Origin of the sequence: Priestia filamentosa (assembly GCF_900177535.1) — a bacterium.
Taxonomy (GTDB): domain Bacteria; phylum Bacillota; class Bacilli; order Bacillales; family Bacillaceae_H; genus Bacillus_I; species Bacillus_I filamentosa.
The window spans coordinates 109,472-133,660 of the sequence record NZ_FXAJ01000001.1 but is presented as its reverse complement, the minus strand read 5'-3'; the positions used below and the strand labels follow the sequence as shown (position 1 = coordinate 133,660).

Sequence of the window (24,189 nt, the reverse complement as noted above, 5' to 3'; positions counted from 1 at the left end):
CTTCTTGTAAGCACTTAAAACGCGAGGAAAAAATTTAGAAAATCGAGTTTAAAGACCAGAAGTATGCATTTCTTACGATGCCTCATTCTTCTTTCATTGGAAGAGCGCCTTTTTTAATAGGCGCTCTTTCAATGAATATAAAAATAGAAAGCAGGAAAACAATTTTACTCAATGATTGTTAGCTTACGCGTTTTCTCCGCTACTTCTTCTGGATTTACTTCAATACGAGCTACTCCTGTTTCCATAGCTGCTTTCGCAACAGCAGCTGCCACAGCCGGAGCTACTTCTGGGTTAAATGGAGCTGGGATGACATAATCTGCATTTAACTCTTCTTCAGAAATTAAACCAGCAATAGCCTCAACAGCTGCCATTTTCATTTTTTCATTAATATGTGTAGCACGCACATCAAGTGCACCACGGAAAATCCCTGGGAATGCAAGTACGTTGTTAACTTGGTTCGGGAAGTCTGAACGTCCTGTTCCAATAACTCTGGCACCTGCTTCTTTTGCATCTTCAGGCATGATTTCTGGCGTTGGATTTGCCATTGCAAAAATGATTGGATCTGTATTCATTGTTCGTACCATTTCTTTTGTAAGTGCACCTTCAACAGAAACACCAATGAATACGTCTGCTTCACGAATTACGTCAGCTAAATCTCCTTCAACTCTGTCACGGTTTGTATATGAAGCAACTTCTTTCTTCACATCGTTCATACCATATGAGCGACCTTCAAAAATTGCGCCTTTCGAATCACACATCACAATATCACGTACACCATAACGGTATAAAAGTTTGATAATAGCAATTCCAGCTGCACCTGCTCCATTTGCTACAACTTTGATTTCAGACATTGATTTGCCAACAAGTTTTAATGCATTTAGAAGACCTGCTACTGTTACAATTGCTGTTCCATGTTGATCATCATGAAACACAGGAATGTTTGTTTCTTTTTTCAAACGTTCTTCAATCTCAAAGCAGTTAGGTGCGGCAATATCTTCTAAATTTACGCCGCCGAATGTTGGCTCAAGAAGTTTTACAGTTTCAACAATTTTATCTACATCCGTTGTATTTAAGCAAATTGGAAACGCATCCACTCCAGCGAAACTTTTGAACAATACAGCTTTTCCTTCCATAACTGGTAAAGATGCTTCTGGACCAATATTCCCAAGTCCAAGTACCGCTGTTCCATCTGAAACTACTGCTACCATGTTGCCCTTCATTGTGTATTCATATACCTTATTAACATCATCATAGATGGCTTTACAAGGCTCTGCTACTCCTGGTGAATAAGCAAGACTTAAGTCTTTCGCATTTTTTACGGGAATTTTTGCTTTTGACTCTAATTTACCCTGATTCATACGGTGAATATGTAAAGCTTCCTCTTTCAATGACATAAAACTCTCTCCTTTGTCCCAAAACTACTCAATTGTATAGAATAGTTAATAAATTTGAAGTTTTCTAATGTAAGACATTAACTCTTTTACAATATACCAAATGGGGACAGAATGTAAAGCATATTACTCACGAAGAATCACGTTTCCATCCCCTAGTATTTTCTTTAAATATTGCAAGCATTCATTACTTGGATTCACATTAAAAGAAGATGCTAAACGAATGGTTTTATCTTCAGCAGCATAGTAAATCATGACTGCTGTATCGCCTTTAAATCGCTTAAAAGTCTCTTCTAACTCTATGAAAACTTCTTCTTGCTTTTGCTGTGAATCTACTCTTAAATAGAGCGCTTTTAAAAAGCTTTGTTTCACATCTTCAAGTGAAATAACCTCATTAATAAGTAGCTGAAACTTTTGGTTTCGTTCCTCTATTTTTCCAACTATTAATATTTTACCATCAATACTTAATTTTTCTTGAAACTTTCTAAATGCATTCGGAAATACAATTCCTTCTATTTCTCCTGTTTCATCCTGCAAGTTCAGAAAAGCCATTCTCTCTCCTCGTTTTGTAAGGATTTCTCGTCGTTCCGTTACAAGAGCCCCTACTTTTACGTTTCCTCTTTTTTGCTGTTCTAAAGTGAAAAGAGGGTGTGCCCCTTCTTTTTGAAGGAAGGGTCTATAAGAAGACAAAGGATGACTAGATAAGTAAAGTCCAAGTGCTTGCTTTTCATAACCAAGCTTTTCCTCCTCTGTTAAAGGCTCTGCTTTTGCATACTTTGGTTCAAATCCAAAATCCTCCATAAGACTTGCATGTTCGAAAGCAACGTCAATGGATTTGATCAATGTTGCTCTATCTTCCCCAAACTCATCAAATCCTCCCGCATAAATAAGAGAAATGAGACCATTCCGCCCAACAGCTTGTTCTGAAATGCGCATGCAAAAATCAAATAAGCTAGCGAACCTTTTCTCTTTTCTTTTTTCAATAATTTCGCGAAGAGCTGTTTGCCCAATGTATTTGATTGGCGCTAAACTGTAGCGAATAGCATTCTCTCCTTCCACAGTAAATGCGTAAACACTTTTATTAATAGAAGGAGGCAGAATTTCAAGGCCTTTGAATTTTGCTTCATGAATATATTGTTTAACTCTTTCCTCATTTCCAATTGCGCTCGTTAACAAAGCTGCTGTAAAGTGAGCTTTGTAGTGCGCTTTAAAATAAGCAAGATAATAGGCTATAAGGCTATATGCGACAGCATGACTTCTATTAAACCCATAATTTGCAAACTGCACAATTAATCCATAGAGATTTGAAGCAACTTCTGTATCATACCCTTTTTGCAAACATCCTTTGATAAAGTGCTGACGTTCTTCCTCAAGTACGCTTCGGTTCTTTTTGCTTACTGCTCGTCTTAACAAGTCAGCTTCACCAAGCGTAAAACCCGCCAATCGTGAGGCAATTTGCATGATTTGCTCTTGATAAACGATAACTCCATATGTTTTCTCTAGAATTGGTTTTAAGTCTTCATGCAAATAGTGAACTTCTTCTTTTCCATGTTTCCTTTTTATATAATGAGGAATCTGCTCCATTGGTCCTGGCCGATATAAAGCATTAACAGCGACTAAATCTTCGAACTCACTTGGTTTTAACGTTTTTAATACCTCTGTAATACCTGACGATTCAAATTGAAAAATTCCCGCTGTATCTCCATTGCTTAGTAGACGAAAAGCTTCTGAATCATCTAAAGGAATGGTTTGAAGCGTTAGTGTTCTGTTGAACTTTTGAACAGATTTCAAGATTCTTTCTAAGATCGTTAAGTTCCTCAGTCCAAGAAAATCAATTTTCAATAATCCTGCTGCAGCTGTTTCATTCATGGCATATTGTGTTAAAGGTACGTCTCCATGCCCTTCCTGTAGCGGTACGTAGTGTGTTAATGGCTGCTCGCTAATTACAACGCCTGCTGCATGAATTGAAGAGTGACGAGGCAAGCCTTCAACTAGAAGAGCTACTGAAAATACGGTCTGCAAAAGAGCGGAAGATTGAAGAATGGAGCGAAACTCTTCTGATGTGTTGTACACTTCTTTTAACGTTACTCCTTGCTTAGCAGGAATAAGTTTTGACAACCTATTCATTTCTGCTCCGTCTACTCCAAATACTTTTGCGATATCACGCAAAGCTGCTTTTGCTGCTAATGTTCCAAACGTAATGATTTGGGCAACATGCTCTTTTCCATATCTTTTCATAACGTACTGGATCACTTCATCACGGCGATGATCCGGAAAATCAATATCAATATCAGGCATGCTTATTCGCTCTGGGTTTAAAAAACGTTCAAATAATAAATCATATTGAATAGGATCAACAGTTGTAATATCAAGAGCATAAGCAACAAGTGATCCTGCAGCAGATCCCCTTCCAGGACCTGTTATAATTCCTTTTCGATGAGCAAAATGCATAAAATCTGCCACAATTAAAAAGTAATCGCTAAAGCTCATTTTCTCAATGATATGAAGCTCATACTGAAGGCGACGTTGATAACGTTTATCTTCAGAAAGCCCCTTTTGCTCCATCCCTCTCTCACAAAGCTTTTTTAAAAGAACATGAGCGCTTTTTCCTTCTTCTACAGGATATTTTGGTAGAAAAGAAGAACCAAGACTCAACGAGACGCTGCAGTTGTTTGCAATGTGGACGGTTTCTTCTAATAGAGAGGGAAAATGCGCAAAAACTTCTTTCATTTCTTCTTCTTTTTTTAAATAACGTTCCTGTTCGTAGATTTCAATTTCTTCTCTTTTAACACCTTTTCTCACCGCTTCTAAACATTGATAAGCAAGCTGATGCTCTTTCTCTAAATAACGAACATCGTTCGTACCTACCGCTTTTATTCCACAAGAGCGAAACATATTTATCGTTTCCTCTGAAACATCTTTCTCTGTTACAGCTATGTAGAAATAGTGGCGAAATAGGGAGGAGAACGGTAACAGTACGTTTTTCACCTGTTTTTCATTAAAGAACGGCTCTTGAAGTTGTGAATAAGGGAACAGTGCAAACAGATGCTCACTGTACGCTGTCAACGTTTTAAGCGATACTCCTTTTTTCTCATTGATTTGTACAGCTGTCGCAAGTTTTAAGAGGTGTTGATATCCCTGATTATTTCTAGCAAGCAAAATAAGATCATAGATGTTTTCTTCGACGTGTACTGTAAGAGTTATCCCTAGAATTGGCTTGATACCTTCTTTTTTGCATTCTTTATAAAAAGGAAGAATAGCGTGCATGACATTGTGGTCTGTTAAAGCAATTGCCTTTTGGCCATCTTCCTTTGCTTTTTGAACAAGTTCTTTTATTTTCACTGTACTCTGAAGCAAAGTATATCCACTTTTTACTTGCAAGTGAACAAATGACATTGCATTTCACCTTCCTTTGTAACATAACGTTTTCTTTTCCTCTTTCATACATGTCTCCTTCACACATATACATATAGAAAAGGAGGAGAAAGAGATGAAAGATACATTTGTAACCCTTTTTATTACGAGTTACTTTATTGCACTTGGTGTTATTATTGGCGGCTCTTTTATCGGCTCTTTTGGTGCCTTTTTAATGGGCAAGCCCCCTTTAACATATATGAGTACTCTTTCCGACAACTTAAAAATCTGGGCCCTTATTGCGGCTATTGGCGGAACTTTCGACACTTTTTTTAGCATTGAAAAAGGCTTTTTTCAAGGCGCAACAAAAGAAGCGTTCAAACAGATTCTTTATATTCTTTCTGCTCTGGGCGGTGCTCAAACAGGTGCACTTCTTATCAAATGGCTTATCCAGGACTATCTCTCATCATGAGAATTCCACCTTTACATGAACGTCCTTCTTTTCGCTTTCTACTTGTCGGAGCATTTTTCGGGGCATTAATTAGCTGGGGCGTGTTTCTGTTTATGTACGGAACACTGCAAGAAAGACAAACCATTACTATTATTAAACAAAAAAGAGAAATTGAACAACTGCAAGATCAACTGTCAATTTGGCAAAATGAACACGAAAGCGAGAAACCTAATGAAGAAAAACCGCAAACAAAAGAACTCGTTATCCAAAATTTAGATGTTAAAATTATAAACAGCGATAACTTTAAACTTGGATACTATTCTACCTTTTTTATCGAAGAAGCTGTGAAGAAAGAGTTGAACAACTTAATTTCTCAGCCTATTGAAAAAGTTTATGAATCAAAAGAGCTTATAAAAAGAGTCATCGAAAACAGACAATATGAAATCGATAAAAAAATATACAAAATTGAAGTTCGCGAAATCCTTTTCCATCGGACTTTATCTGTTCAACTTAAAGTCACAGATGTAAAATCCTCCCTTTAAAAACTATGGAAAAGGTGATTTCCATTCAAAAGGAAACCACCTCTTTCTCTACTCTTGACATACTTTTCGTAAATCATTTAAGACGGACTGAACATCACTCCACTGGTAAATAGAAGCTCCTGAAGCAAGCGGATGACCACCGCCGTTATAATTACGGGCAACACCGTTAATAACCGGTCCCTTTGAACGCAAGCGAACTCGGATTAGACTTTCTTCTTCAACAAAGAAAACCCATGCTTTTACTCCATCAATGTTTCCAAGAAGGCCGACAAGCTGAGATGCTTCTGATGGAGTTACATTGTATTCTTGTAAGATATCCTTTGTAATTGTAATATAAGCAATTCCTTCTTCTTCAAAGGTGAAATTGTTTAACACATAACCTTGAAGACGTGCGACATTAAGCTTTGTTTTATACATGCCTTGATAAAGATCTGTGAATGAAAAATCAGCTTGAACAAGCTCACTTGCATATTGAAGCGTTCTTTGCGTTGTATTTGGAAAAAGGAAACGACCTGTATCTCCTACAATCCCTGCGTAAATAAGGCGTGCAGCTTCCTTTGTCATTGTAAGTCCGCTGTCTTTTAGCTCTATGTACAGTTCATAAATCATCTCACTTGTTGAACTTGCTGACGTTTCAACCCACAGTAAATCTCCATAAGGATCTTCATTTGGATGATGATCGATTTTAATGATAAACTTACCATTTTTATAGCGCTGATCAGATACACGCGCTTCATTTGCGGTATCACACACGATCACAAGAGCATCGTGATAAATAGCATCCTCAATCTCGTCCATTTTATAAAGAAACTCTAAAGAGGGATCACTAGCTCCTGTTACATAGATGTTTTTAGTTGGAAAAGAGGCCTTTAAAATTTCCGCTAATCCACACTGCGAACCATAGGCATCAGGATCTGGACGTACGTGTCGATGAATAATGATGGTCTCATATTTCATAATTTCCTGCAAGATTCTTTCTTTCATTTTCTCTCTCCTTAAAACATCCAAAATTAGATTTTTAAAATTTATAGCTATGCTTTCGCTAAACTGCGCACTTTATTTACTGTATTGTGATCTATTTATATTACCTATTAAATCATACAATTGCTCTATTTTAAATAAATGTCATCCGAGCTGTAGAAAAATTCCTTTTTACAAGCTAAAATAAAAGAAAATGAAGCATTACCACTATTAAAAAATGGAGGAATTGTATGCCTATTTTTGTAGTATTGATTATTTTTTCGCTCGTTTTTTATCTTTTCTACAAAACAAAGTACATTCGTTCAAAAGCTCCAATGGAAAAACAGTGGCTCTCTGCTAAATGTAGCATTGCTCTTGGTCTCTTCGTTTTTCTGTTCGGAATAAACCTCTTTTTCATCCATAATTCTGTTGTTTCCACCATTGTAGCAGTTGTTTTCGTTTTACTAGGCGGAGCAAGCGTAATTGCCGCTTTCAAAGCTTACAAATACTATCTTCCCAAAACGATTGAAGAACGCAAATAAAATTCTATAATAAAAAACGCAAAGCAGAGTTGCTTTGCGCCTTTTTATGTTCGATCAAGTACTTGGGCCATCATAAGTGCTTTACCAACTAGCACTCCTTCACTATATGCTTCAACATCTACTTTTCCGAACTTACGACCAATTTCAAGTACTTTTGGGCGAATTTCAAGCGTACTGTCAATTTGGACAGGTTTGATAAAATATAAAGTTACATTTTCAATAACGAGATCTCCTTTTTTATAGACACGAAGAGCTCTGTTTGTTGCTTCTGTCAATATAGTCATAAAAACCCCATTTGAAATAGTTCCCATATAGTTTGTCATTTGAGGGGTTACTTCACAACGATAATAGAAGTTATCTTTTGCCTCTGACACGTCTTGAAACTGACTTGTCACGATATCATCAATCGTCTCCCCAACTTGTGGTTGCTTTTGAATCATTTGCAGAGCTTTTAGTACATCTTGTCTGCTAATAATTCCTTGAAGCACATTATATTCATCCACAACAGGTAATATTTCAATTCCTTCCCATACCATCATATGAGCTGAGGAAGCAACAGACGTCTTTTGGTGAACCGTAATTGGATTTTTCGTCATCACTTTTTCAATAATCGTATCTCTGCTATAGTCAATAATGTCTTTTGAAGTCACAATTCCTTTTACATGTAAATCATCATCTACAACTGGAAAACGAGTATGTTTTGTATGATGATTATACTCATACCATTTTGATATAGGATCACTTATGTTTAGAATAGCCGCATTCTCAGCAGATGTTAAAATATCTTCGACAAGGACAATTTCTTTTTTTATAAGATGATCATAAATTGCTCTATTGATCATAGCTGCTACTGTAAACGTATCATAGCTTGTTGAAATGACAGGTAAAGCAAGCTCGTCCGCTAACTTTTTAACATGGTCCTCTGTGTCAAATCCTCCTGTTATCAAAACTGCGGCTCCTGCTTCTAATGCCAGCTCATGAGCATCTGTTCGATTTCCAACAATAAGCAAATTATCTGCTCCTGTGTAACGCATCATTGCTTCAAGTTTCATTGCTCCAATAACAAACTTATTGAGTGTTTTATGAAGCCCTTCCATGCCGCCTAACACTTGACCATCTACGATATTAACAACTTCTTCATACGTCAATTTTTCAATATTTTCTTTTTGTTTTCGTTCAATTCTAATCGTTCCAACTCTTTCAATTGTCGAAACATACCCTTTATTTTCAGCATCTTTGATGGCACGGTAAGCCGTCCCTTCACTTACTCCAAGGTCTTTTGCAATCTGTCGAACAGAGATCTTTTCGCCAATCGGTAAATGATCGATATGCTGCAAAATTTGTTGATGCTTTGTCGCCACGATTCTTCACCCTTTAAAATTACTTAGTTTATTTGTTAATCGCCACTGTTACCTATCTTTCTCTACAGCGTCATTTATTTCGGATACTCTACTTCATTAAACCATTTTTTTACGATGATGTAACTACTCTTTATCTTACTTTTCGTTTTTCATAATAAAAAGCCTTTCTTTTTATGAAAGGCTTTCCATCTATTTCGCTACTGATACATTCTTCTTTTCAAAGGGGCTTTTGCTGTTTTTACTTTTATTTTTTTCTCTCCTTTAGGGGCGGATAAAAAAGCTAAGAAATTACCGCTTAAGACAAGAAGGGCAAAAAGAATCCATACTAGTGAGAAAAGACCAAATGTCCCCCCATAAAAAGGCTGTAGATATGGCATTGCATAATAAAGCAAAAGGCTTGTTAGCAAAACATATAAAAGATATTTCTGTTTCATATGGACCTCCTAACTATTCCTTTTGCTTTATTTATATGCAGAACTTGTCTTAATCAGACGTTATCCTTCACCTTGATTTTCACTGTATCCTGTATCAAAATGACCATTTTCATACGCTTCCATAATATGCTGGGTTGTCATTTGCTCTCCTTCTTCATCGTAAAAAAACATTTCATCATAAGACTTGTTGACTGACTTTGGATCTTTCATCTATTATCACTCCTCAAATTATCTTTATTCTTCGTTATTTTCTACTTATTTTTTAACATTATTCCCAAAAAAAGAAGACACCTAATTGGTGTCTTCTTTTTATAACGATATGTGCTGCTTTGCCTTTTCAATTGCAAGGCTCACTTGCGCAAAGCCTGTGCCTCCTTGGCTATTACGACGCTTAACAGCATTATAAGGATCAATTACATCATAAATGTCATTTTCGAAAAGATCCGATGCTTCTCTATACTGCTCTAACGTAAGATCTTGAAGATAAATACCTTGATTAATGCATGTTAAAACAAGTTTTCCTACAACTTCATGCGCTTCTCTAAACGGCATCCCTTTTGATGCTAGATAATCAGCTAACTCTGTCGCATTTGAAAAATCTTGTGAAGTTGCTTTCGTCATATTCTCTGTTTTGACAGTCATCGTATCAATCATGCCGCTGAAAATTGTCAACGAACCTTCAAGTGTTGTTACCGTATCAAACATTCCTTCTTTATCTTCTTGCAAATCTTTATTATAAGCAAGAGGAGTTCCTTTTAGAACAGTTAAAAGACTGAATAAATTTCCATATACACGGCCTGTTTTCCCTCTGATTAACTCTGCCATATCTGGATTTTTCTTTTGTGGCATAATGCTGCTTCCTGTTGCATATGTGTCATCCATTTCAATAAATTGAAACTCTTGGCTTGACCATAAAATCAACTCTTCACAGAATCGCGAAAGATGGGTCATAACAAGCGAACTATTGCTTAAAAATTCAATAATAAAGTCTCGATCGCTAACGGCATCCATACTGTTTTCATAGATACCTGAAAAGCCTAATAGCTCTGCTGAGTAGTTACGATCAATAGGAAAAGTTGTACCTGCAAGCGCTCCTGCCCCAAGCGGTGAGAGATCAATACGTTTTAATGATTCTGTAAAACGCTCAACGTCTCGTTGCAACATCCAGAAATAAGCCATTAAGTGGTGAGCAAATGAAACAGGCTGAGCACGTTGCAAGTGCGTATACCCTGGGAAAACGGTCTCGATATGTGCCTCGGCTTTATTTATAAGAACTGTTTGTAGTTTCTTTAATAAGCCGATAATCTCTGTAACGTGCTTTTTTAAATAAAGATGCATATCTGTTGCAACTTGGTCATTACGGCTTCTCCCTGTATGAAGTTTTCCTCCTACAGGCCCAATTTCATCAATAAGAAGTTTCTCTAAATTCAAATGAATATCTTCATACTGAGCAGAGAAAGAAAGCTCATTACTTTTTGCTTTCTCTGCTAATTTGTTTAGGCCAGCCGTGATTTGGTCTTTCTCATCTTCTGTGAGAATGTTGCATTTTGCAAGCATTGCAACATGAGCAAGACTTCCTTGAATATCTTCTTCTACAAGTGCTTTATCGAATGTAATAGATGCTCCGAATTCGTCAATCCATTGCTCAGGACGTTTGGTAAAACGTCCTCCCCACAATTTGGTCATGAGTTCACCTTCTCCTTATTGTTCACCATGCTATTTACTTTTGTTGGTAAGCCCCAAAGGTTGATAAATCCAACAGCAGCATCATGGTTAAATTCATCTTCTTTTGTATATGTTGCAAGCTTCTCATCGTATAGAGAATTTGGAGATTTTCTTCCTTCAACAACAGCATGACCTTTGAATAGTTTCACGCGTGCTGTACCGTTTACTGTTTTTTGTGTTTCTTTTAGGAAACCTAGTAGCGCTTTTGTAAGCGGCGAGAACCAAAGACCTTCATAAATCACTTCTGTTAGTTTCTTTTCAATCACTGGTTTGAAATGAGCTACTTCTTTTACAAGTGTTAAGTCTTCAAGCTCTTTATGTGCTTTAATAAGCGTCATAGCACCTGGGCACTCATATACTTCACGAGATTTAATTCCAACAAGGCGGTTTTCAACATGATCGATACGTCCCACACCATGTTTCCCAGCAATGTTGTTTAATTTTAAAATAAGTTCAGACAGTGGAAGGTTCTCTCCATCTAACGAAACAGGAACCCCTTGAACAAACTCGATTTCTACAACATCCGCAACATCTGGTGTTGCTTCAACTGGAGTTGTAAGATCATATGCTTCTTCAGGTGGTGCTGCCCATGGATCTTCTAAAACACCGCACTCATTGCTTCTTCCCCATAAGTTTTGGTCAATTGAGAAAGGGCTATCTAAATTAATTGGAATTGGAATATTTTTCTCTTTCGCATATTCAATCTCTTCTTCACGAGACCATTTCCAGTCACGAACAGGAGCTAATACTTCAAGATTTGGGTTTAAAGCATTAATTGATACTTCGAAACGCACTTGGTCATTTCCTTTTCCCGTACAACCGTGCGCTACAGCTACTGCATTTTCTTTTTCAGCTACTTCCACAAGTTTCGCAGCGATTAACGGACGAGAAAGCGCTGAAACAAGTGGATATTTTCCTTCATAAAGAGTGTGCGCTTGAAGAGCTGCTAATGCATAAACATTCGCGAATTCTTCTTTTGCATCAATAACATGTGAAGAAATTGCACCAACAGAAAGTGCTTTTGATTGAACGAAATCTAGATCTTTTCCTTCCCCGACGTCTAAACAACATGCTACAACGTCATAACCCTTCTCTTGCAACCATTTAATTGCGACTGATGTATCTAATCCACCTGAGTATGCTAACACGACTTTTTCTTTTGCCATTTCTAAAATCCTCCTCTTAATGTCCTTGCATTTATATATAAGTATATTTTTATCGATTTGTTTTTTTATTCATCTTTGTTAATAATAATGTATCACCTATCTCTCAGACTTTCAATACTTATTCATAAAAAAGTATAAATATTAGTGTATATTTCTTGTTTTTTTTATTCTCTCTTTCTACTTACTTTTTATTTAAGCCCGCTAACATAAGGTTTTTAGCCCTTTCATCTTCTTTTGCTTTCAATATTCACCTTTTTCTCTTTTCCTATCTTTTTGCAAGAAACAATGAATAATCACTACATATTCAACAAATACACATATTCTAAAAAAACAGGAACAAGTACTAACATAGCGGGCGAGGAGCAACAGTTTTTATACATTATGAAAAGAAGGAAGAATTGTTGAATAAAGGGAGAAGCCTAAATTCTCTATAGGTATGTTATAAAATAAAAAGAAGCTGAAAAACTCTCAGCTTCTTTTAAAAAAGTTATTTAATATGTTTTATAACGTGAGCAAGCTCAGGGATAATAAGTTTATCCATTGCAAGTTTAACAGCTCCTGAAGAGCCTGGAAGAGAGAAAAGAGCTGTGTTCTGCACCACTCCGGCTGCAGCCCTACTTAATAGTGCTGCAGATCCGATATCTTCTTGATAACTTAACATACGGAAAAGTTCACCAAAGCCCACGATTTCCTTTTCAAAAAGAGGTGTGACAGTCTCAATTGTTACATCTCTTTTAGCAAGTCCTGTTCCTCCGTTTGTAATAACTGCTTCAATACGTTCATCATTAATTAACCTTTGAACAGCTTCTAAAATCACGTCTTTTTCATCTTTTACAATCATATGCTCAACAACTTTAAAATTCTTTTCTCCTAGTTTCTCTTTTATGAGTGCCCCACTTTTGTCTGTTTCTTTTGTTCTTGTATCACTAATTGTAATAACTCCACACGCAACAACCGTTGGTGCTTCCCTTTTGTGTTCTTCAACGCTCATTTTGCTTTCCTCCCTTCTCTTCCATTAAGAAGCGATATTGATAGAAGCGTTTTGCAAAATCCGTTACTTCAGCTGTGAATTTGTAGTTGAAACTGCCTGAAAGAAGCATTGTAAAGAGAGAACGCTTTTTTGAAGAGTGGCGTTTTGTTGATAAAATAAGCATTGTTTTAATAATCTGTTGTAATAGATGAGCACTTAATGCATTATGTAATACTTTTTCGCTTTGCTCATTATAATAGGCCGTTTCAAACGTCTCAATCTCTTCTTTCAGTTGCTCCCAAGCAGCGAAACGATACTCTTTTGGCACAATAGCTGCATGAAATATTTTTAGAATAAGAATCATTTCAAATGGATCTTCACAATCATATCCATAGCTTAGTGCTGTTAAATGGATAGATTGAAAGTTCAATGTGATGAGAAGGGGAATATCTGTGCCAACAAATAAAACATTTCCTGTTCCAGAAGCTGCTCCTTGAACAAACGAATAAAGCCGCTGCTTTTTCAGCTGCTCATCAGCGAGGTATGACAGCTGATCAATATTTAGCATCTTAAGATCTTGAATCTCCTCTATGCGCTCGTCTAGCAATGAAGCGGTTCTTAGAAGACGTTTACGCTCGCTTTTTTGTATGTAAGATCGATCAATAAAACCTTGAAGGTGAAAAAGCCCATTGTCTAGAAGCTCCATGTACTTGTAGTATTTATCTTCAGGAAGGGAATCAAAAAAGTTTTGCAGCAACTGCTTGTTCTCTCTCTCAGCTGATGTTAAACTCCACTTTTCAAGCTCCTGTTCCCATTGCAAGATTTCTTCAAGCATAATTCTTTCTCGGCTTGTACGTTTCATTTTTACACCTCCGTTATTGTTAAAGATTATTTTAACACAAGGGGATATAAGAAACATTAGGCGGTTACAGTTATCATTCCTTTATATTAAAATGAAAGAGACGGAACGTAAAAAGAAGGAGGCTATTTTTCCCTATGAAAAATTCAATAAAACTTATCGCACTCGATATGGATGGTACATTGTTAGATAACGAACAAAATGTATCTTCTCAAAACAAAGAGGCTATTAATCTTGCTAAGCAAAAAGGAATTCCAACTGTATTGAGTACGGGACGCTCACTTCTTACATGTCGTGAATATGCAGAATCGTTGGAGCTTTCCTCCTTCCTTGTTACTTCAAATGGAAGTGAAATATGGGATTCTTCTTTTAAGCTTGTTGACCGCAATCTTATTGAGCATGCTCATATCGAAAAACTATGGGAACTCAAACAAAAGTATAATATTCATTTTTGGGCTTCTACAACAGAACGATTATGGAGAGAAGAATTCCCTGATAAAATTGTGGAACATGAGTGGTTAAAGTTTGGATTTGATATTCCAGATGATAGCATCAGAGAAGCTGTTTTAGGAGAACTTCAAGAAAGCAAACAGCTTGAAATCACAAATTCAAGCCCAACAAACATTGAAATCAATGCTGTTGGAATTAATAAAGCAAAAGCATTGATGAAAGTTTGTGAACGATTAAATATTACAATGGATAACGTCATTGCAATGGGAGACAGCTTAAATGATATCGCTATGATTGAAGAGGCAGGTGTTGGAGTTGCAATGGGAAATGCCCAAGAAGTTGTTAAAGAAAAAGCAGATTGGATTACTTCTCCAAATATTGAAAATGGAGTTGCCAAAGCTATTCATCACTGGGTTTTATCCTAAATAAAAATTCCCCTCATAGAGGGGGATTTTTATTTACCAGCCGTATTCGTATTGAACAGGAGCTTGAATTTCTTCACGAAGTTCTTTTGCAGCTGTTCTTGGCCAATATGGATCGCGAAGTAATTCACGAGCTAAGAATACTAGGTCTGCACGATTGTTACGTAAAATCTCTTCCGCTTGGAAACCGTTTGTAATAAGACCAACGGCTCCTGTATCAATATTGGCCTCATTCTTAATTTGATCTGCAAATTGAACTTGATAACCAGGATATGCTGTAATTGGCGCTGGAGCTACAGCACCTGAACTTACATCAATAAGATCTACGCCTTGTTCTTTCATCCATTTTGCAAATGGAACATAGTCGTCGGCTTTTAAGCCTTCGTCAAGATAGTCAAATGCAGAAACGCGAACAAATAGTGGTCCATTCCATTCTTCTTTCACAGCTTCAATCACTTCTTTTAAGAAACGATAGCGATTTTGGGCTGATCCACCATACTCATCTTCTCGTTTATTACTAATTGGAGAAAGAAATTCATTAATTAGATAACCATGTGCACCGTGAATTTCAATAATATCAAATCCAGCTGCTTTCGCTCTACGCGCACCTTCTTTAAAGTTTTGGATTTTATTTTGAATATCTTCCTTTGTCATTTCTTTCGGTGTTTTGTAGCTCTCATCAAAAGCAATAGCAGAAGGAGCCAAAATTTCTTCTTCAAGCTCCGCTTTACGACCTGCGTGCGCAAGCTGAATGGCTACTTTTGCACCATGTTCTTTGCTTAAAGAAACGATATTTTTTAATCCATCAATATGTTCATCGCTCCAAATCCCAAGATCACGAGGAGAAATACGTCCTTCTGATGAGACAGCTGTTGCTTCAACCATAATAAGACCAACTTGACCAACAGCACGAGTTGTATAGTGTGTTAAGTGCCAGTTTTTCACTTTTCCACTTTCATCACTTGAATACATGCACATAGGAGACATGACAATTCTATTTTTAATTGTAACACCTTTCACTGTATAAGGAGAAAATAACTTTGTTTTCATATCTTTCGCCTCCCGAAATTTTTAAATTGAAACAGAGATATTGTATCATCTCCCCTTCTATACTTCACTTAAGATGCTCAAAATAAATCTTCTTTATAAAAAAAAGCCTCTTTCCCATAAGGAAAAGAGGCTTTCTCTTTTATTACATGTTTGCTAAACGAGTTACGTCACGAGCAATCATTACTTCTTCATTTGTTGGGATAACAATAACTTTTACTGGAGAGTGTGGATAGCTTACAAAAGCTTCATCCCCACGTACATTGTTAAGATCTTTGTCCCAATATACGCCCATGAATTCAAGGCCTTTTAGGATACGCTCACGAATTTCTACGCTGTTTTCACCGATACCAGCAGTAAAGACGATTGCATCAACACCAGACATACGAGCAGCATATGAGCCAATATATTTATGGATACGGCTTGAAAATACTTCAAGAGCTAACTCTGCACGTTCGTTACCTTCTTCGGCTTGTCCAAGTAGGTCACGAAGGTCACTTGAAATACCAGAAACACCAAGAAGTCCACTTTCTTTGTTCAATACTTGAAGAACTTCATCAGCTGTTTTTCCTGTTTTCTCCATAATGAAAGGAATTAAAGCTGGGTCAATGTTACCTGAACGTGTTCCCATTGCAACACCTGCAAGTGGTGTGAATCCCATTGAAGTATCAATTGATTTCCCACCTTCAACAGCAGCAATACTTGCACCGTTTCCTAAGTGGCAAGTAATGATGCGAAGTTGCTCAATCGGACGACCAAGTAACTCTGCAGCACGTTGTGATACAAATTTATGTGAAGTACCATGGAAACCATATTTACGTACGCCATATTTCTCATAGTACTCATATGGTAAGCTATAAAGATAAGATTGCTCTGGCATTGATTGATGGAATGCGGTATCAAATACAGCAACTGAAGGAATATTTGGCATAATTTCTTTGAATGCTTTAATTCCTACAACGTTTGCTGGGTTATGAAGAGGAGCTAGTTCGCTTAACTCTTCAATTTGTGCTAGTGTTTCATCAGTAATAAGAGCAGAATCGCTGAATATTTCTCCACCATGTACAACACGGTGACCAACGCCATTGATTTCATCATAAGAACTAATAACGTTTTCAGAAATTAATTTATCAAGCAAGATTTTCACTGCAACAGCGTGATCTGGGATATCTGTTATTTCTTCTTTCTTTTCTCCATTAACAACGATATTAAATACCGCGTTATCTAATCCAATACGTTCTACAAGACCTTTTGTTAATACCGTCTCACTTGGCATTTCGAATAATTGAAATTTAAGTGATGAACTACCGGCATTAATTGCCAAAATTTTGGTCATACTCAAATACAGCTCCTTTTTTCATATAGACACGGACTAGGTAGCTTTTTGCGCCACCATGTTCTACAATTTTCTATGATATTCGACACAATTTCTATCCTATTCCATTTAATCACTAGTAGTACACAATTTCAATATAGTAAACGCTATTAGTAAATATTCATTTTTTTCTGACATCTAATATATTTTCGTAACATAAATAACCTTTTTGTAATTGTTTACTTTTTTATTTGCATAAATCCTCAAAAATTTACTATATCAAAATAAAATAAGAATACGACAGTTTTCTATCGTATTCTTATTCTTCATTGCTTTGCAGTAAACCATTCATTAATTTGACTCATAATATCACTCATAGCTTCTTTATTTGAGAAAGAAGGCAGATCAACAAGCAAAGCCTGCGAAGGTGGGGTTGCAGTAGCTCCTTTTTTCTGGACGATGAAGATACTTTTAGCATGCTGTTCTTTTTTAAACATTGTAAGCGGAAGTTGAAGCAGACCTTGAATAAATCCTTCCTCTTTAATGAAAGCATGTAGTTTCTTCGCTTCATCCCCTGAAAAAATATTATTCGGAACAAGAGCAATAAGATAGCCTCCTTCTTTTAAATAGCGGAAGCTTTGCTCAATAAATAAATAATGAGCATATGAATGTCCTTCTTCTGCTCTCAGGCGATAAGTTGAAGCACCTTCATCGTTAGGATAATAACCAACTGGTAAGTCTACTGTGACAACGTCAACAGGATCAACAAAGAGAGGCTGTAAGCTATCTTGATTAAAAAATTCCATTTCATGGTGCTGCAAGTTTGCATTAACATACGAGAGTTTTACAAGAAGCTCGTCAACATCACTTCCATACGCCCTTACTTTTTTGCTATTTCCATTTAAAATAGCCGTAAGTAGATTCCCAGTTCCAACAGCAGGATCTAATATGGAAAATTCATCTTTTTTCTCCATTAATTTTTGAACAAAATAACCAACAAAGATGCTGACTGCATCAGGAGTCATTTCATGATTAGGCTGTGTTGCTTCTTTCATTCCTTTTAATACCGCGAGCTGAAAAGCTTTTCGAATACTCTCTTTAGATAGCTTTTCGATATCTACACGTTCATATTCTTTTTCAACGCGCTTTTTTGTTACATCATCAACTTCTTCCTGAAGAATCGCTTTTTCGAATAAATTTTCACCTGTTTCACTAACAGCTTCTAGATACGTGCAGTTCAATTTATTTCGCAAAATGTTTGCTGTATCATCTATCACTTTAAAGAGCGTTTCCATCTCTTTGAGCTCAGTCATTTCTATCTCCTCCGAATCAAAAATCTCTTTTGATAACTTGACTATTTTAGCATATTTCCAAATTGAGACGCAAAAAAAGACCTCGAGAGTTTCGAGGCCTTTTTATGAGAAAATTACTTTGCTGCTTTTGCCGCTTCGATAGCTGCTTCATAGTTTGGATGTTCTGTTACCTCTCCAAGGTATTCTGCATATGTTACATTGTCCTCTGAATCAACTACGAATACAGAACGCGATAAAAGACGAAGTTCTTTAATCGTAACGCCAAATGCTTCGCCGAAGGAAAGATCACGATGATCTGATAAAGTTTGAACGTTTTCAATACCATTTGCACCGCACCAGCGAGCTTGAGCAAATGGAAGGTCAACGCTAACCGTTAGCACTTTCACATTTTCAAGTGAAGCTGCTTCTTCATTAAAACGACGTGTTTGTGCATCACAAACGCCTGTGTCAATTGAAGGCACAACGCTAATGATACGAACAGAACCTTTTGAATCATCTAAAGTAACTTCTGATAAGTCGTTTGCTAATACAGTAAAGTTTGGAGCTTTTTGTCCTACTTCTACTTTTTTCCCTAGAAGCGTTACTTCATTTCCTTTAAATGTTGTCATGATAATTTCCTCCTATATAAAAAGAATATGTACATGTAAATGTTAGCCTGTTTATGTACATATTGCAACGATTTCGTTCTATTACTTTTCACATGGAGAAACTTTGATTATGCTTCAGGATCAATTCCTTTTGCATGGCTGTCAGAAGAAGAGCCATTTTTCTTTCCATCTTCCTTCTTTTTAAAGAGCCCTTGGATTTTTTCTACTGCTTGTGGTGCAGTTTCTAACAATCGCTCATAAAGATGCGTACTTTCATCAAGATGCAGCATTTTCACTCCTGAGGAATTGACAATCAGAAAAGCAATTGGGGTAATGGATACTCCCCCACCGCTTCCTCCTCCAAAAGGACTTCGCTCTTTTTTAGACGGAGTATGAGCTGACTGGCTGCCTCCTTCTCTCTTTCCTCCATCTGTAGAAAAGTCACTTCCTCCTGCCGCAAAACCAAAACCGACTTTAGATACGGTTAAAATTACGCTTCCGTCAGGTGTTTCAACAGGATCTCCTACAATTGTATTCACATCAATCATTTCTTTTAAGTTTTCCATTGCTGTGGACATTAAGCCTTCAATAGGGTGTTCACTCATGAGGAAACCTCCTTGTGATCGTTTTTAATTTTTTCTTTTTTACGTATTATGCTACGTCGATGTGTAAGCATAGCTATTCCCGTTAATATAGCATGACCGTTTTGGAATGAAACCATACATTGGAAGGACGTATATGAAGCTGGCTTATTAAATATGGGTGTAACAGCTAGTTTTGGTTCAGGATAAACATTCATATATTCCACAAGTAGACCCACAATGCTTCCCTTAATTCCCCAGCATGCTCCACTTAGAACACCCGTTATTGCTGCATCTTTCACACCGATTTCTGTTTCCCACTCAAGATTACGAACGTGCACCTTTCTCAAAAACCTTCGAACAATTTCATGAAAAGAAACAATATCTTGAATGATCTCTTGTACTCGATGAAATGCGTCAGTGACATTTTCGACCGAAATACTTTCTTGTTTCTCCCCTTTTTTATTATTGTTAATAGATTCTGTTTGCTTGATTTTAAGCTTAGTTTCACCATCATCTTCATTTAATGTGGCTTCAGGAATTTCATATGTATAGCGAATAAGCCCGAAGAGTGCTTTGCATTTTATCTGATAAAAGTCATCTTTATGCTGATGGCGAAGATGAATCTCTATTGTTATGTTAGTAAACCAAACTAAAATAAAAAATGCGATAAGAACAAGGAGTATAATGAATACAACATTCACCTTCTACCACCTCCAAATATTCATTATTTCCCATTTATCCCGCTCTAAACCCAGTTACTATTAACAAATTAGCTCTCTACCCATAATCAAAAATTATAAAATTAATGGAATGTGAAATAATTATTTTAATTTTCTAACACTTGGTGATATGATAGAAGATAGAAAGCGGTTACTCTATTATCATCATATGGGAGGTTAAATCATGACAGCACATCGTAATAATATCTATTTATTCTACAAAAAAAATGAAAAGATCCTTGCAAACCTAAGCAGCTTACACGAGCTAGCCGAACAAAATGGATTTAATATTGTCAGCACGATGAAAGAGGCAAACATCATTGCAGCCCTTGGAGGAGACGGAACATTCCTACAAGCTGTCCGTAAATCAGGGTTCAGAGATGACTGTTTATATGCTGGTGTAACGCTTGATGAACAGCCTAGCTTTTACTGTGACTTCAACATCGATGAAAAAGAAAAAATGGTTGAAGCTATGACAAATGCTGACATCGAAGTACGCCGCTTTCCTATTATAGAAGTAAAGGTGGATCAGAATCCCCCTTTTTATTGCTTAAATGAATGTACAATTCGTTCGTCTGTAATTAAGACTTTAACAGCGGATGTATATATTAATGACCTACATTTTGAAACGTTCCGAGGAGATGGCATTGTTATTGCAACGCCAACTGGAAGTACAGCATACAACAAATCAATCAATGGTGCTGTTGTAGATCCATTAATGGACTGCATGCAAATTAGTGAAATTGCTTCTCTTAATAATAATACGTACAGAACGCTTGGCTCTTCTTTTATTTTAAGTGAGCAAAACTCTCTTACATTAAGACTTGGAAGCTATCAAAACTTAAATCCAATTGTAGGCGTTGATAATGAAGCATTGAATATTCAACAGCTTGAAAAAATCGAAGTAAAACTTCACCATCAAAAAATTAAAACTGTAAAATTAAAAGATAATTCGTTCTGGCGCCGTGTACAGCGCACATTTTTATAAAAAACAAAAAAGCTTGGACAATGAATGTCCAAGCTTTTTTAATGTCTACAGCATATATGTTCACATTCTATAAAATTACGTGCTAAAATTAAAATTCACTGCTCTCTTTATTTTTCTCAAACATAATTGTTTCATCAACGACTGTCATACTTACTCCAACGTTTGGAATAGCGTCTTCTTCAACCTTAAATAAATCTTGTTCTAACACCGTAAAATCTGCTAAATACCCTTCCGCAATCTTCCCTCTATCTCTCTCTCGACAAACAGCTTGAGCACTTCCTTCGGTGAAAAGCTTTATTGCTTCATATACGGAAAGCTTTTCAGAAGGAATATACTCTATATTTGAAGATGGTCCTCTTTTGGTAGTAACAGCAGCGTGAATCCCTAAAAGCGGATTTACGGGCTCGATTGGTGCATCTGAGCCTCCTGCACACATAATTCCTTCTTGTAATAATGTTTTCCAAGGATAAAGATATGAAAATGTATTTTCCCCAATTTTATCAAGAATCCAAGGGAAATCGCTTGCAACAAAACGAGGTTGAACATCGAGTACAACGGGAATTTCTTTCGTTCGTTGAATCAAATCATCTCTTAAAATTTGAGCATGAATAATACGATCTCGCTGTCCCTTTTTTGGTGGATAAGCTTCTAAACTTTCTAGAACATATTCATAAGCAAGATCTCCAATGGCATGAACTGCTACATTCATCCCATGACTTCTTGCTGCTTTTACAAGCCCTTGTAGCTCTTCCCTTGTATGAATGGCAACACCGTTTGTTGACGGATCATCCTTATATGGAACGCTTAAAAGAGCAGATCTGCTGCCAAGTGATCCATCAGAGAAAATCTTCATAGCATCAAGTTCAACAAAAGAAGAGTGTTTCTTATTCTTTGCCATATATTGAATCATATCTCCTACAACTTCATGATGAACAAGCAAGTTTAAACGAAATTTGTATCTGCTTTGTTCTGTTGCATAGAGAAATGCCTCATACGTTTCTTTAAAACCTGTGTAATAGTTTAAATCCTCTGTATGCCCTCCAGTTAGACCAACCTTTAAGCAATCTTCAATCCCCATCTGCAAGGCCTTTTGCACATATGCTTTAGAAACTGGAGGCATATATGCTGTAACCAAATCTTGAGCTCTATCAAGAAGCATTCCTGTTGGCTCTTTTCTACTATTTTTTACAATAACTCCACCAGGAGGATTTGGAGTATGTTTATTAATACTTGCTAGCTTTAGTGAATAACTATTCGCGAGACTCGCATGATGACAAATTCTTCTTGCAATGAGCGGATGTCCCTTGCTTACATTATTAAGTTCCTCTGCTGTTGGAATGCTTTTATTATCCCATTCATTTTCATTCCATCCTTCTCCAATAAGCCATTCCCCTTCTTCAAGTTCTTCTGCTTTTCTTTCTAAGAGGTGAAGCATTTCTTCCTTTGATTTCGCTTTTGATAAGTCCAGACGCATTAACCGTTCTCCGTGTCCTATAAGGTGCATATGACTATCAACAAATCCTGGATACATGACAGACCCTTGTAAATTTATGACTTCTTCAATAGCATGTTTGTATTCTTGGCGAAGCTTTTCTTTTTTTCCAACAGCTTTTATAATTCCGTTTTCAGTAAAAACTGCTTCAACTGTCTCTCCTTGATTTTTCATCGTATAAATTATGCCGTTACACCAAAGCTTTCCCATCACCATAACCCCTTTTAACATCATAATTGTTGTACTATGTATCGTATCACACAGAAATAAGCTCAACAAAAAAAGAGCAGAAATTCTGCTCTTTTTCTTATCTAAAATAATGATTCTTCAATGCTGTTAGAACTGTCATTTGGCTGAATAAGAATGGTCTCTGTTTCATTCACAGCTTTTTCAATTAGTTCATCAAAATCTACGAACTCTTCATAGCGCTGCACCTTCTCAAGCTTTGGACGAGTTTTAGGCGCGACTGGTGTAAAGATTGTACAGCAATCCTCATAAGGACGAATCGAAATATCGTACGTATTGATCTTTTTAGATACTGAGATGATTTCAGTTTTGTCTGTAGCAATAAGTGGACGTAAAACAGGTATTGATGTAACATCATTAATCGCAACCATGCTATCAAGCGTTTGGCTTGCTACTTGTCCAAGACTTTCCCCTGTTACAATAGCTAGACCACCGTTTTGTTCTCTAATTTTATCCGCAATTTTTAACATCATACGACGTGTTGATGTCATTGTATAGTTTTCTGGAACCTGCTTATGAACAAGCTGCTGAATCTCTGTGAACGGAACAATATGAAGCTTAATGCTTCCTCCGTATTTTGTTAACTCTTTTGTTAAATCTACTACTTTTTCCTTTGCACGTTCACTTGTAAAAGGAGGACTGAAAAAGTGGACAGCTTCAATTTCAACGCCGCGCTTCATTGTTAAATAACCAGCAACAGGGCTATCAAGTCCGCCTGAAAGCATTAAAGCAGCTTTTCCGCTCGTACCAACAGGAAGGCCACCAAGTCCTTCGTAATCCCCACTCATAATATACGTTGCTTCATTACGCACTTCAACTTTTACATTTACATCTGGGTTACGAACATCAACGGTTAGTTTTTTTGTATTGCGAAGCAAATGAGCACCAATTGTTTGATTTAATCCATTTGTATCATATGGAAAATCTTTGAAAGAACGGCGTGAAGAGACTTTAAATGTCACACCCTCTTTATCATATTCTTTCAATGCCTCAAGAGCAGCTTCTTTAATTTTCTCTATATCATTCTCTACTTTTTGAGCTAAGCTAAAGCTTTGAATCCCGAAAACTTTTCGTAAACGTTCAATGATTATTTTCTCATCTGCATCATGAAGTTGAATGTACATGCGATCTCGAGTGTGAACAATTTCTATTCCGGGAACATCATAAAGAACACTCTTAATATTTTTGCGTAATCGGCTTACAAACTTTTTACGGTTTTGACCTTTTGTTGAAATTTCTCCATATCGAATTAAAATATGATCATATTTCAT

23 protein-coding genes are annotated in these 24,189 nt (G+C 36.6%); 5 read left to right on the top strand and 18 right to left on the bottom strand.

Annotated features, from left to right (window positions below):
* Positions 1-164: 164 nt before the first annotated feature.
* Positions 165-1,394 carry an NADP-dependent malic enzyme gene (gene ystJ, locus B9N79_RS00770; RefSeq protein WP_019391209.1) on the bottom strand — a complete coding sequence of 410 codons (1,230 nt, stop codon included), beginning with the start codon at positions 1,392-1,394 and terminating at the stop codon, positions 165-167.
* A gap of 123 nt (positions 1,395-1,517) precedes the next feature.
* Positions 1,518-4,787 (bottom strand): DNA polymerase III subunit alpha, encoded by a 3,270-nt coding sequence (gene dnaE, locus B9N79_RS00765; RefSeq protein WP_040056917.1) that lies wholly within the window; start codon positions 4,785-4,787, stop codon positions 1,518-1,520.
* Between the two features lie 94 nt (positions 4,788-4,881).
* Between dnaE and ytrH the strand changes: the two genes are divergently transcribed.
* Positions 4,882-5,217 (top strand): sporulation membrane protein YtrH, encoded by a 336-nt coding sequence (gene ytrH / locus B9N79_RS00760; RefSeq protein ID WP_019391207.1) that lies wholly within the window; start codon positions 4,882-4,884, stop codon positions 5,215-5,217.
* Complete coding sequence (gene ytrI / locus B9N79_RS00755; RefSeq protein WP_019391206.1) at positions 5,187-5,738, top strand: sporulation membrane protein YtrI; 552 nt, start codon at positions 5,187-5,189, stop codon at positions 5,736-5,738. Before ytrH ends, ytrI begins: the two co-directional genes overlap by 31 nt.
* Before the next feature lie 48 nt (positions 5,739-5,786).
* Here ytrI and B9N79_RS00750 read toward each other — a convergent pair whose 3' ends face one another.
* The gene (locus B9N79_RS00750; RefSeq protein ID WP_019391205.1) at positions 5,787-6,722 is read right to left on the bottom strand and encodes a DHH family phosphoesterase; all 936 of its coding nucleotides are present in this window, start codon (positions 6,720-6,722) and stop codon (positions 5,787-5,789) included.
* 227 nt (positions 6,723-6,949) lie between these two features.
* On the opposite strand from B9N79_RS00750, the gene B9N79_RS00745 reads away from it, so the two are divergent.
* Entirely contained in the window at positions 6,950-7,240 is a 291-nt protein-coding gene (locus B9N79_RS00745) for a YtpI family protein (RefSeq protein ID WP_019391204.1), read from the top strand.
* A gap of 44 nt (positions 7,241-7,284) precedes the next feature.
* Here the strand turns inward: B9N79_RS00745 and B9N79_RS00740 are convergent, their stop codons facing one another.
* From B9N79_RS00740 to B9N79_RS00715, 7 genes are all read right to left on the bottom strand, one after another.
* Complete coding sequence (locus B9N79_RS00740; protein ID WP_019391203.1) at positions 7,285-8,601, bottom strand: DRTGG domain-containing protein; 1,317 nt, start codon at positions 8,599-8,601, stop codon at positions 7,285-7,287.
* A gap of 197 nt (positions 8,602-8,798) precedes the next feature.
* Positions 8,799-9,035: a hypothetical protein gene (locus B9N79_RS00735; protein ID WP_019391202.1), complete on the bottom strand. Its 237-nt coding sequence runs from the start codon at positions 9,033-9,035 to the stop codon at positions 8,799-8,801.
* 60 nt (positions 9,036-9,095) lie between these two features.
* Positions 9,096-9,245, bottom strand: coding sequence for a hypothetical protein (locus B9N79_RS25950; protein WP_019391201.1), 150 nt, complete (start codon positions 9,243-9,245; stop codon positions 9,096-9,098).
* A gap of 99 nt (positions 9,246-9,344) precedes the next feature.
* The gene (argH, locus tag B9N79_RS00730) at positions 9,345-10,721 is read right to left on the bottom strand and encodes an argininosuccinate lyase (protein ID WP_040056918.1); all 1,377 of its coding nucleotides are present in this window, start codon (positions 10,719-10,721) and stop codon (positions 9,345-9,347) included.
* Positions 10,718-11,926, bottom strand: coding sequence for an argininosuccinate synthase (locus B9N79_RS00725; RefSeq protein ID WP_019391199.1), 1,209 nt, complete (start codon positions 11,924-11,926; stop codon positions 10,718-10,720). The genes argH and B9N79_RS00725 overlap by 4 nt, the downstream gene beginning before the upstream one ends.
* Before the next feature lie 487 nt (positions 11,927-12,413).
* A complete protein-coding gene (locus B9N79_RS00720; protein WP_019391198.1) occupies positions 12,414-12,917 on the bottom strand; it encodes a MogA/MoaB family molybdenum cofactor biosynthesis protein in 504 nt (167 codons plus the stop codon).
* A complete protein-coding gene (locus B9N79_RS00715; protein ID WP_040056919.1) occupies positions 12,907-13,758 on the bottom strand; it encodes an EcsC family protein in 852 nt (283 codons plus the stop codon). The genes B9N79_RS00720 and B9N79_RS00715 overlap by 11 nt, the downstream gene beginning before the upstream one ends.
* Positions 13,759-13,892: 134 nt before the next feature.
* Here B9N79_RS00715 and B9N79_RS00710 point away from each other — a divergent pair, with 134 nt between their 5' ends.
* Complete coding sequence (locus B9N79_RS00710; protein WP_040056920.1) at positions 13,893-14,630, top strand: Cof-type HAD-IIB family hydrolase; 738 nt, start codon at positions 13,893-13,895, stop codon at positions 14,628-14,630.
* A gap of 33 nt (positions 14,631-14,663) precedes the next feature.
* Here the strand turns inward: B9N79_RS00710 and namA are convergent, their stop codons facing one another.
* The 6 genes from namA to B9N79_RS00680 all read right to left on the bottom strand — a co-directional run bounded on the left by namA (position 14,664) and on the right by B9N79_RS00680 (position 20,174).
* Entirely contained in the window at positions 14,664-15,677 is a 1,014-nt protein-coding gene (gene namA / locus B9N79_RS00705; RefSeq protein WP_019391195.1) for an NADPH dehydrogenase NamA, read from the bottom strand.
* Positions 15,678-15,819: 142 nt separating this feature from the next.
* Entirely contained in the window at positions 15,820-17,010 is a 1,191-nt protein-coding gene (locus tag B9N79_RS00700; RefSeq protein ID WP_019391194.1) for an acetate kinase, read from the bottom strand.
* 305 nt (positions 17,011-17,315) lie between these two features.
* Positions 17,316-18,284, bottom strand: a complete 969-nt coding sequence (locus B9N79_RS00695) for a class I SAM-dependent methyltransferase (RefSeq protein WP_040057072.1) — start codon at positions 18,282-18,284, stop codon at positions 17,316-17,318.
* Between the two features lie 131 nt (positions 18,285-18,415).
* Positions 18,416-18,916 carry a thiol peroxidase gene (gene tpx / locus B9N79_RS00690; RefSeq protein ID WP_087944369.1) on the bottom strand — a complete coding sequence of 167 codons (501 nt, stop codon included), beginning with the start codon at positions 18,914-18,916 and terminating at the stop codon, positions 18,416-18,418.
* 101 nt (positions 18,917-19,017) lie between these two features.
* A complete protein-coding gene (gene ytfJ / locus B9N79_RS00685; protein ID WP_019391191.1) occupies positions 19,018-19,494 on the bottom strand; it encodes a GerW family sporulation protein in 477 nt (158 codons plus the stop codon).
* Positions 19,491-20,174, bottom strand: a complete 684-nt coding sequence (locus tag B9N79_RS00680; RefSeq protein WP_019391190.1) for a DUF2953 domain-containing protein — start codon at positions 20,172-20,174, stop codon at positions 19,491-19,493. The genes ytfJ and B9N79_RS00680 overlap by 4 nt, the downstream gene beginning before the upstream one ends.
* Positions 20,175-20,376: 202 nt before the next feature.
* Between B9N79_RS00680 and B9N79_RS00675 the strand changes: the two genes are divergently transcribed.
* A complete protein-coding gene (locus tag B9N79_RS00675; protein WP_019391189.1) occupies positions 20,377-21,180 on the top strand; it encodes an NAD kinase in 804 nt (267 codons plus the stop codon).
* An 88-nt stretch (positions 21,181-21,268) separates the two neighbouring features.
* Here B9N79_RS00675 and B9N79_RS00670 read toward each other — a convergent pair whose 3' ends face one another.
* Positions 21,269-22,882, bottom strand: coding sequence for an amidohydrolase (locus B9N79_RS00670; protein WP_040056921.1), 1,614 nt, complete (start codon positions 22,880-22,882; stop codon positions 21,269-21,271).
* A 101-nt stretch (positions 22,883-22,983) separates the two neighbouring features.
* Entirely contained in the window at positions 22,984-24,189 is a 1,206-nt protein-coding gene (gene thiI / locus B9N79_RS00665) for a tRNA uracil 4-sulfurtransferase ThiI (RefSeq protein ID WP_040056922.1), read from the bottom strand.

What these genes read in the sequence shown, in the direction of transcription:
- B9N79_RS25950 (WP_019391201.1), bottom strand. Translation starts at nt 9,245, where the DNA reads ATGAAAGATCCAAAGTCAGTCAACAAGTCTTATGATGAAATGTTTTTT.
- B9N79_RS00725 (WP_019391199.1), bottom strand. Translation starts at nt 11,926, where the DNA reads ATGGCAAAAGAAAAAGTCGTGTTAGCATACTCAGGTGGATTAGATACA.
- dnaE (WP_040056917.1), bottom strand. Translation starts at nt 4,787, where the DNA reads ATGTCATTTGTTCACTTGCAAGTAAAAAGTGGATATACTTTGCTTCAG.
- B9N79_RS00720 (WP_019391198.1), bottom strand. Translation starts at nt 12,917, where the DNA reads ATGAGCGTTGAAGAACACAAAAGGGAAGCACCAACGGTTGTTGCGTGT.
- ystJ (WP_019391209.1), bottom strand. Translation starts at nt 1,394, where the DNA reads ATGTCATTGAAAGAGGAAGCTTTACATATTCACCGTATGAATCAGGGT.
- B9N79_RS00695 (WP_040057072.1), bottom strand. Translation starts at nt 18,284, where the DNA reads ATGGAAACGCTCTTTAAAGTGATAGATGATACAGCAAACATTTTGCGA.
- B9N79_RS00735 (WP_019391202.1), bottom strand. Translation starts at nt 9,035, where the DNA reads ATGAAACAGAAATATCTTTTATATGTTTTGCTAACAAGCCTTTTGCTT.
- B9N79_RS00745 (WP_019391204.1), top strand. Translation starts at nt 6,950, where the DNA reads ATGCCTATTTTTGTAGTATTGATTATTTTTTCGCTCGTTTTTTATCTT.
- thiI (WP_040056922.1), bottom strand. Translation starts at nt 24,189, where the DNA reads ATGAAATATGATCATATTTTAATTCGATATGGAGAAATTTCAACAAAA.
- namA (WP_019391195.1), bottom strand. Translation starts at nt 15,677, where the DNA reads ATGAAAACAAAGTTATTTTCTCCTTATACAGTGAAAGGTGTTACAATT.
- B9N79_RS00670 (WP_040056921.1), bottom strand. Translation starts at nt 22,882, where the DNA reads ATGGGAAAGCTTTGGTGTAACGGCATAATTTATACGATGAAAAATCAA.
- B9N79_RS00750 (WP_019391205.1), bottom strand. Translation starts at nt 6,722, where the DNA reads ATGAAAGAAAGAATCTTGCAGGAAATTATGAAATATGAGACCATCATT.
- ytfJ (WP_019391191.1), bottom strand. Translation starts at nt 19,494, where the DNA reads ATGAGTGAACACCCTATTGAAGGCTTAATGTCCACAGCAATGGAAAAC.
- argH (WP_040056918.1), bottom strand. Translation starts at nt 10,721, where the DNA reads ATGACCAAATTGTGGGGAGGACGTTTTACCAAACGTCCTGAGCAATGG.
- B9N79_RS00715 (WP_040056919.1), bottom strand. Translation starts at nt 13,758, where the DNA reads ATGAAACGTACAAGCCGAGAAAGAATTATGCTTGAAGAAATCTTGCAA.
- ytrH (WP_019391207.1), top strand. Translation starts at nt 4,882, where the DNA reads ATGAAAGATACATTTGTAACCCTTTTTATTACGAGTTACTTTATTGCA.
- B9N79_RS00700 (WP_019391194.1), bottom strand. Translation starts at nt 17,010, where the DNA reads ATGACCAAAATTTTGGCAATTAATGCCGGTAGTTCATCACTTAAATTT.
- B9N79_RS00710 (WP_040056920.1), top strand. Translation starts at nt 13,893, where the DNA reads ATGAAAAATTCAATAAAACTTATCGCACTCGATATGGATGGTACATTG.
- B9N79_RS00675 (WP_019391189.1), top strand. Translation starts at nt 20,377, where the DNA reads ATGACAGCACATCGTAATAATATCTATTTATTCTACAAAAAAAATGAA.
- ytrI (WP_019391206.1), top strand. Translation starts at nt 5,187, where the DNA reads ATGGCTTATCCAGGACTATCTCTCATCATGAGAATTCCACCTTTACAT.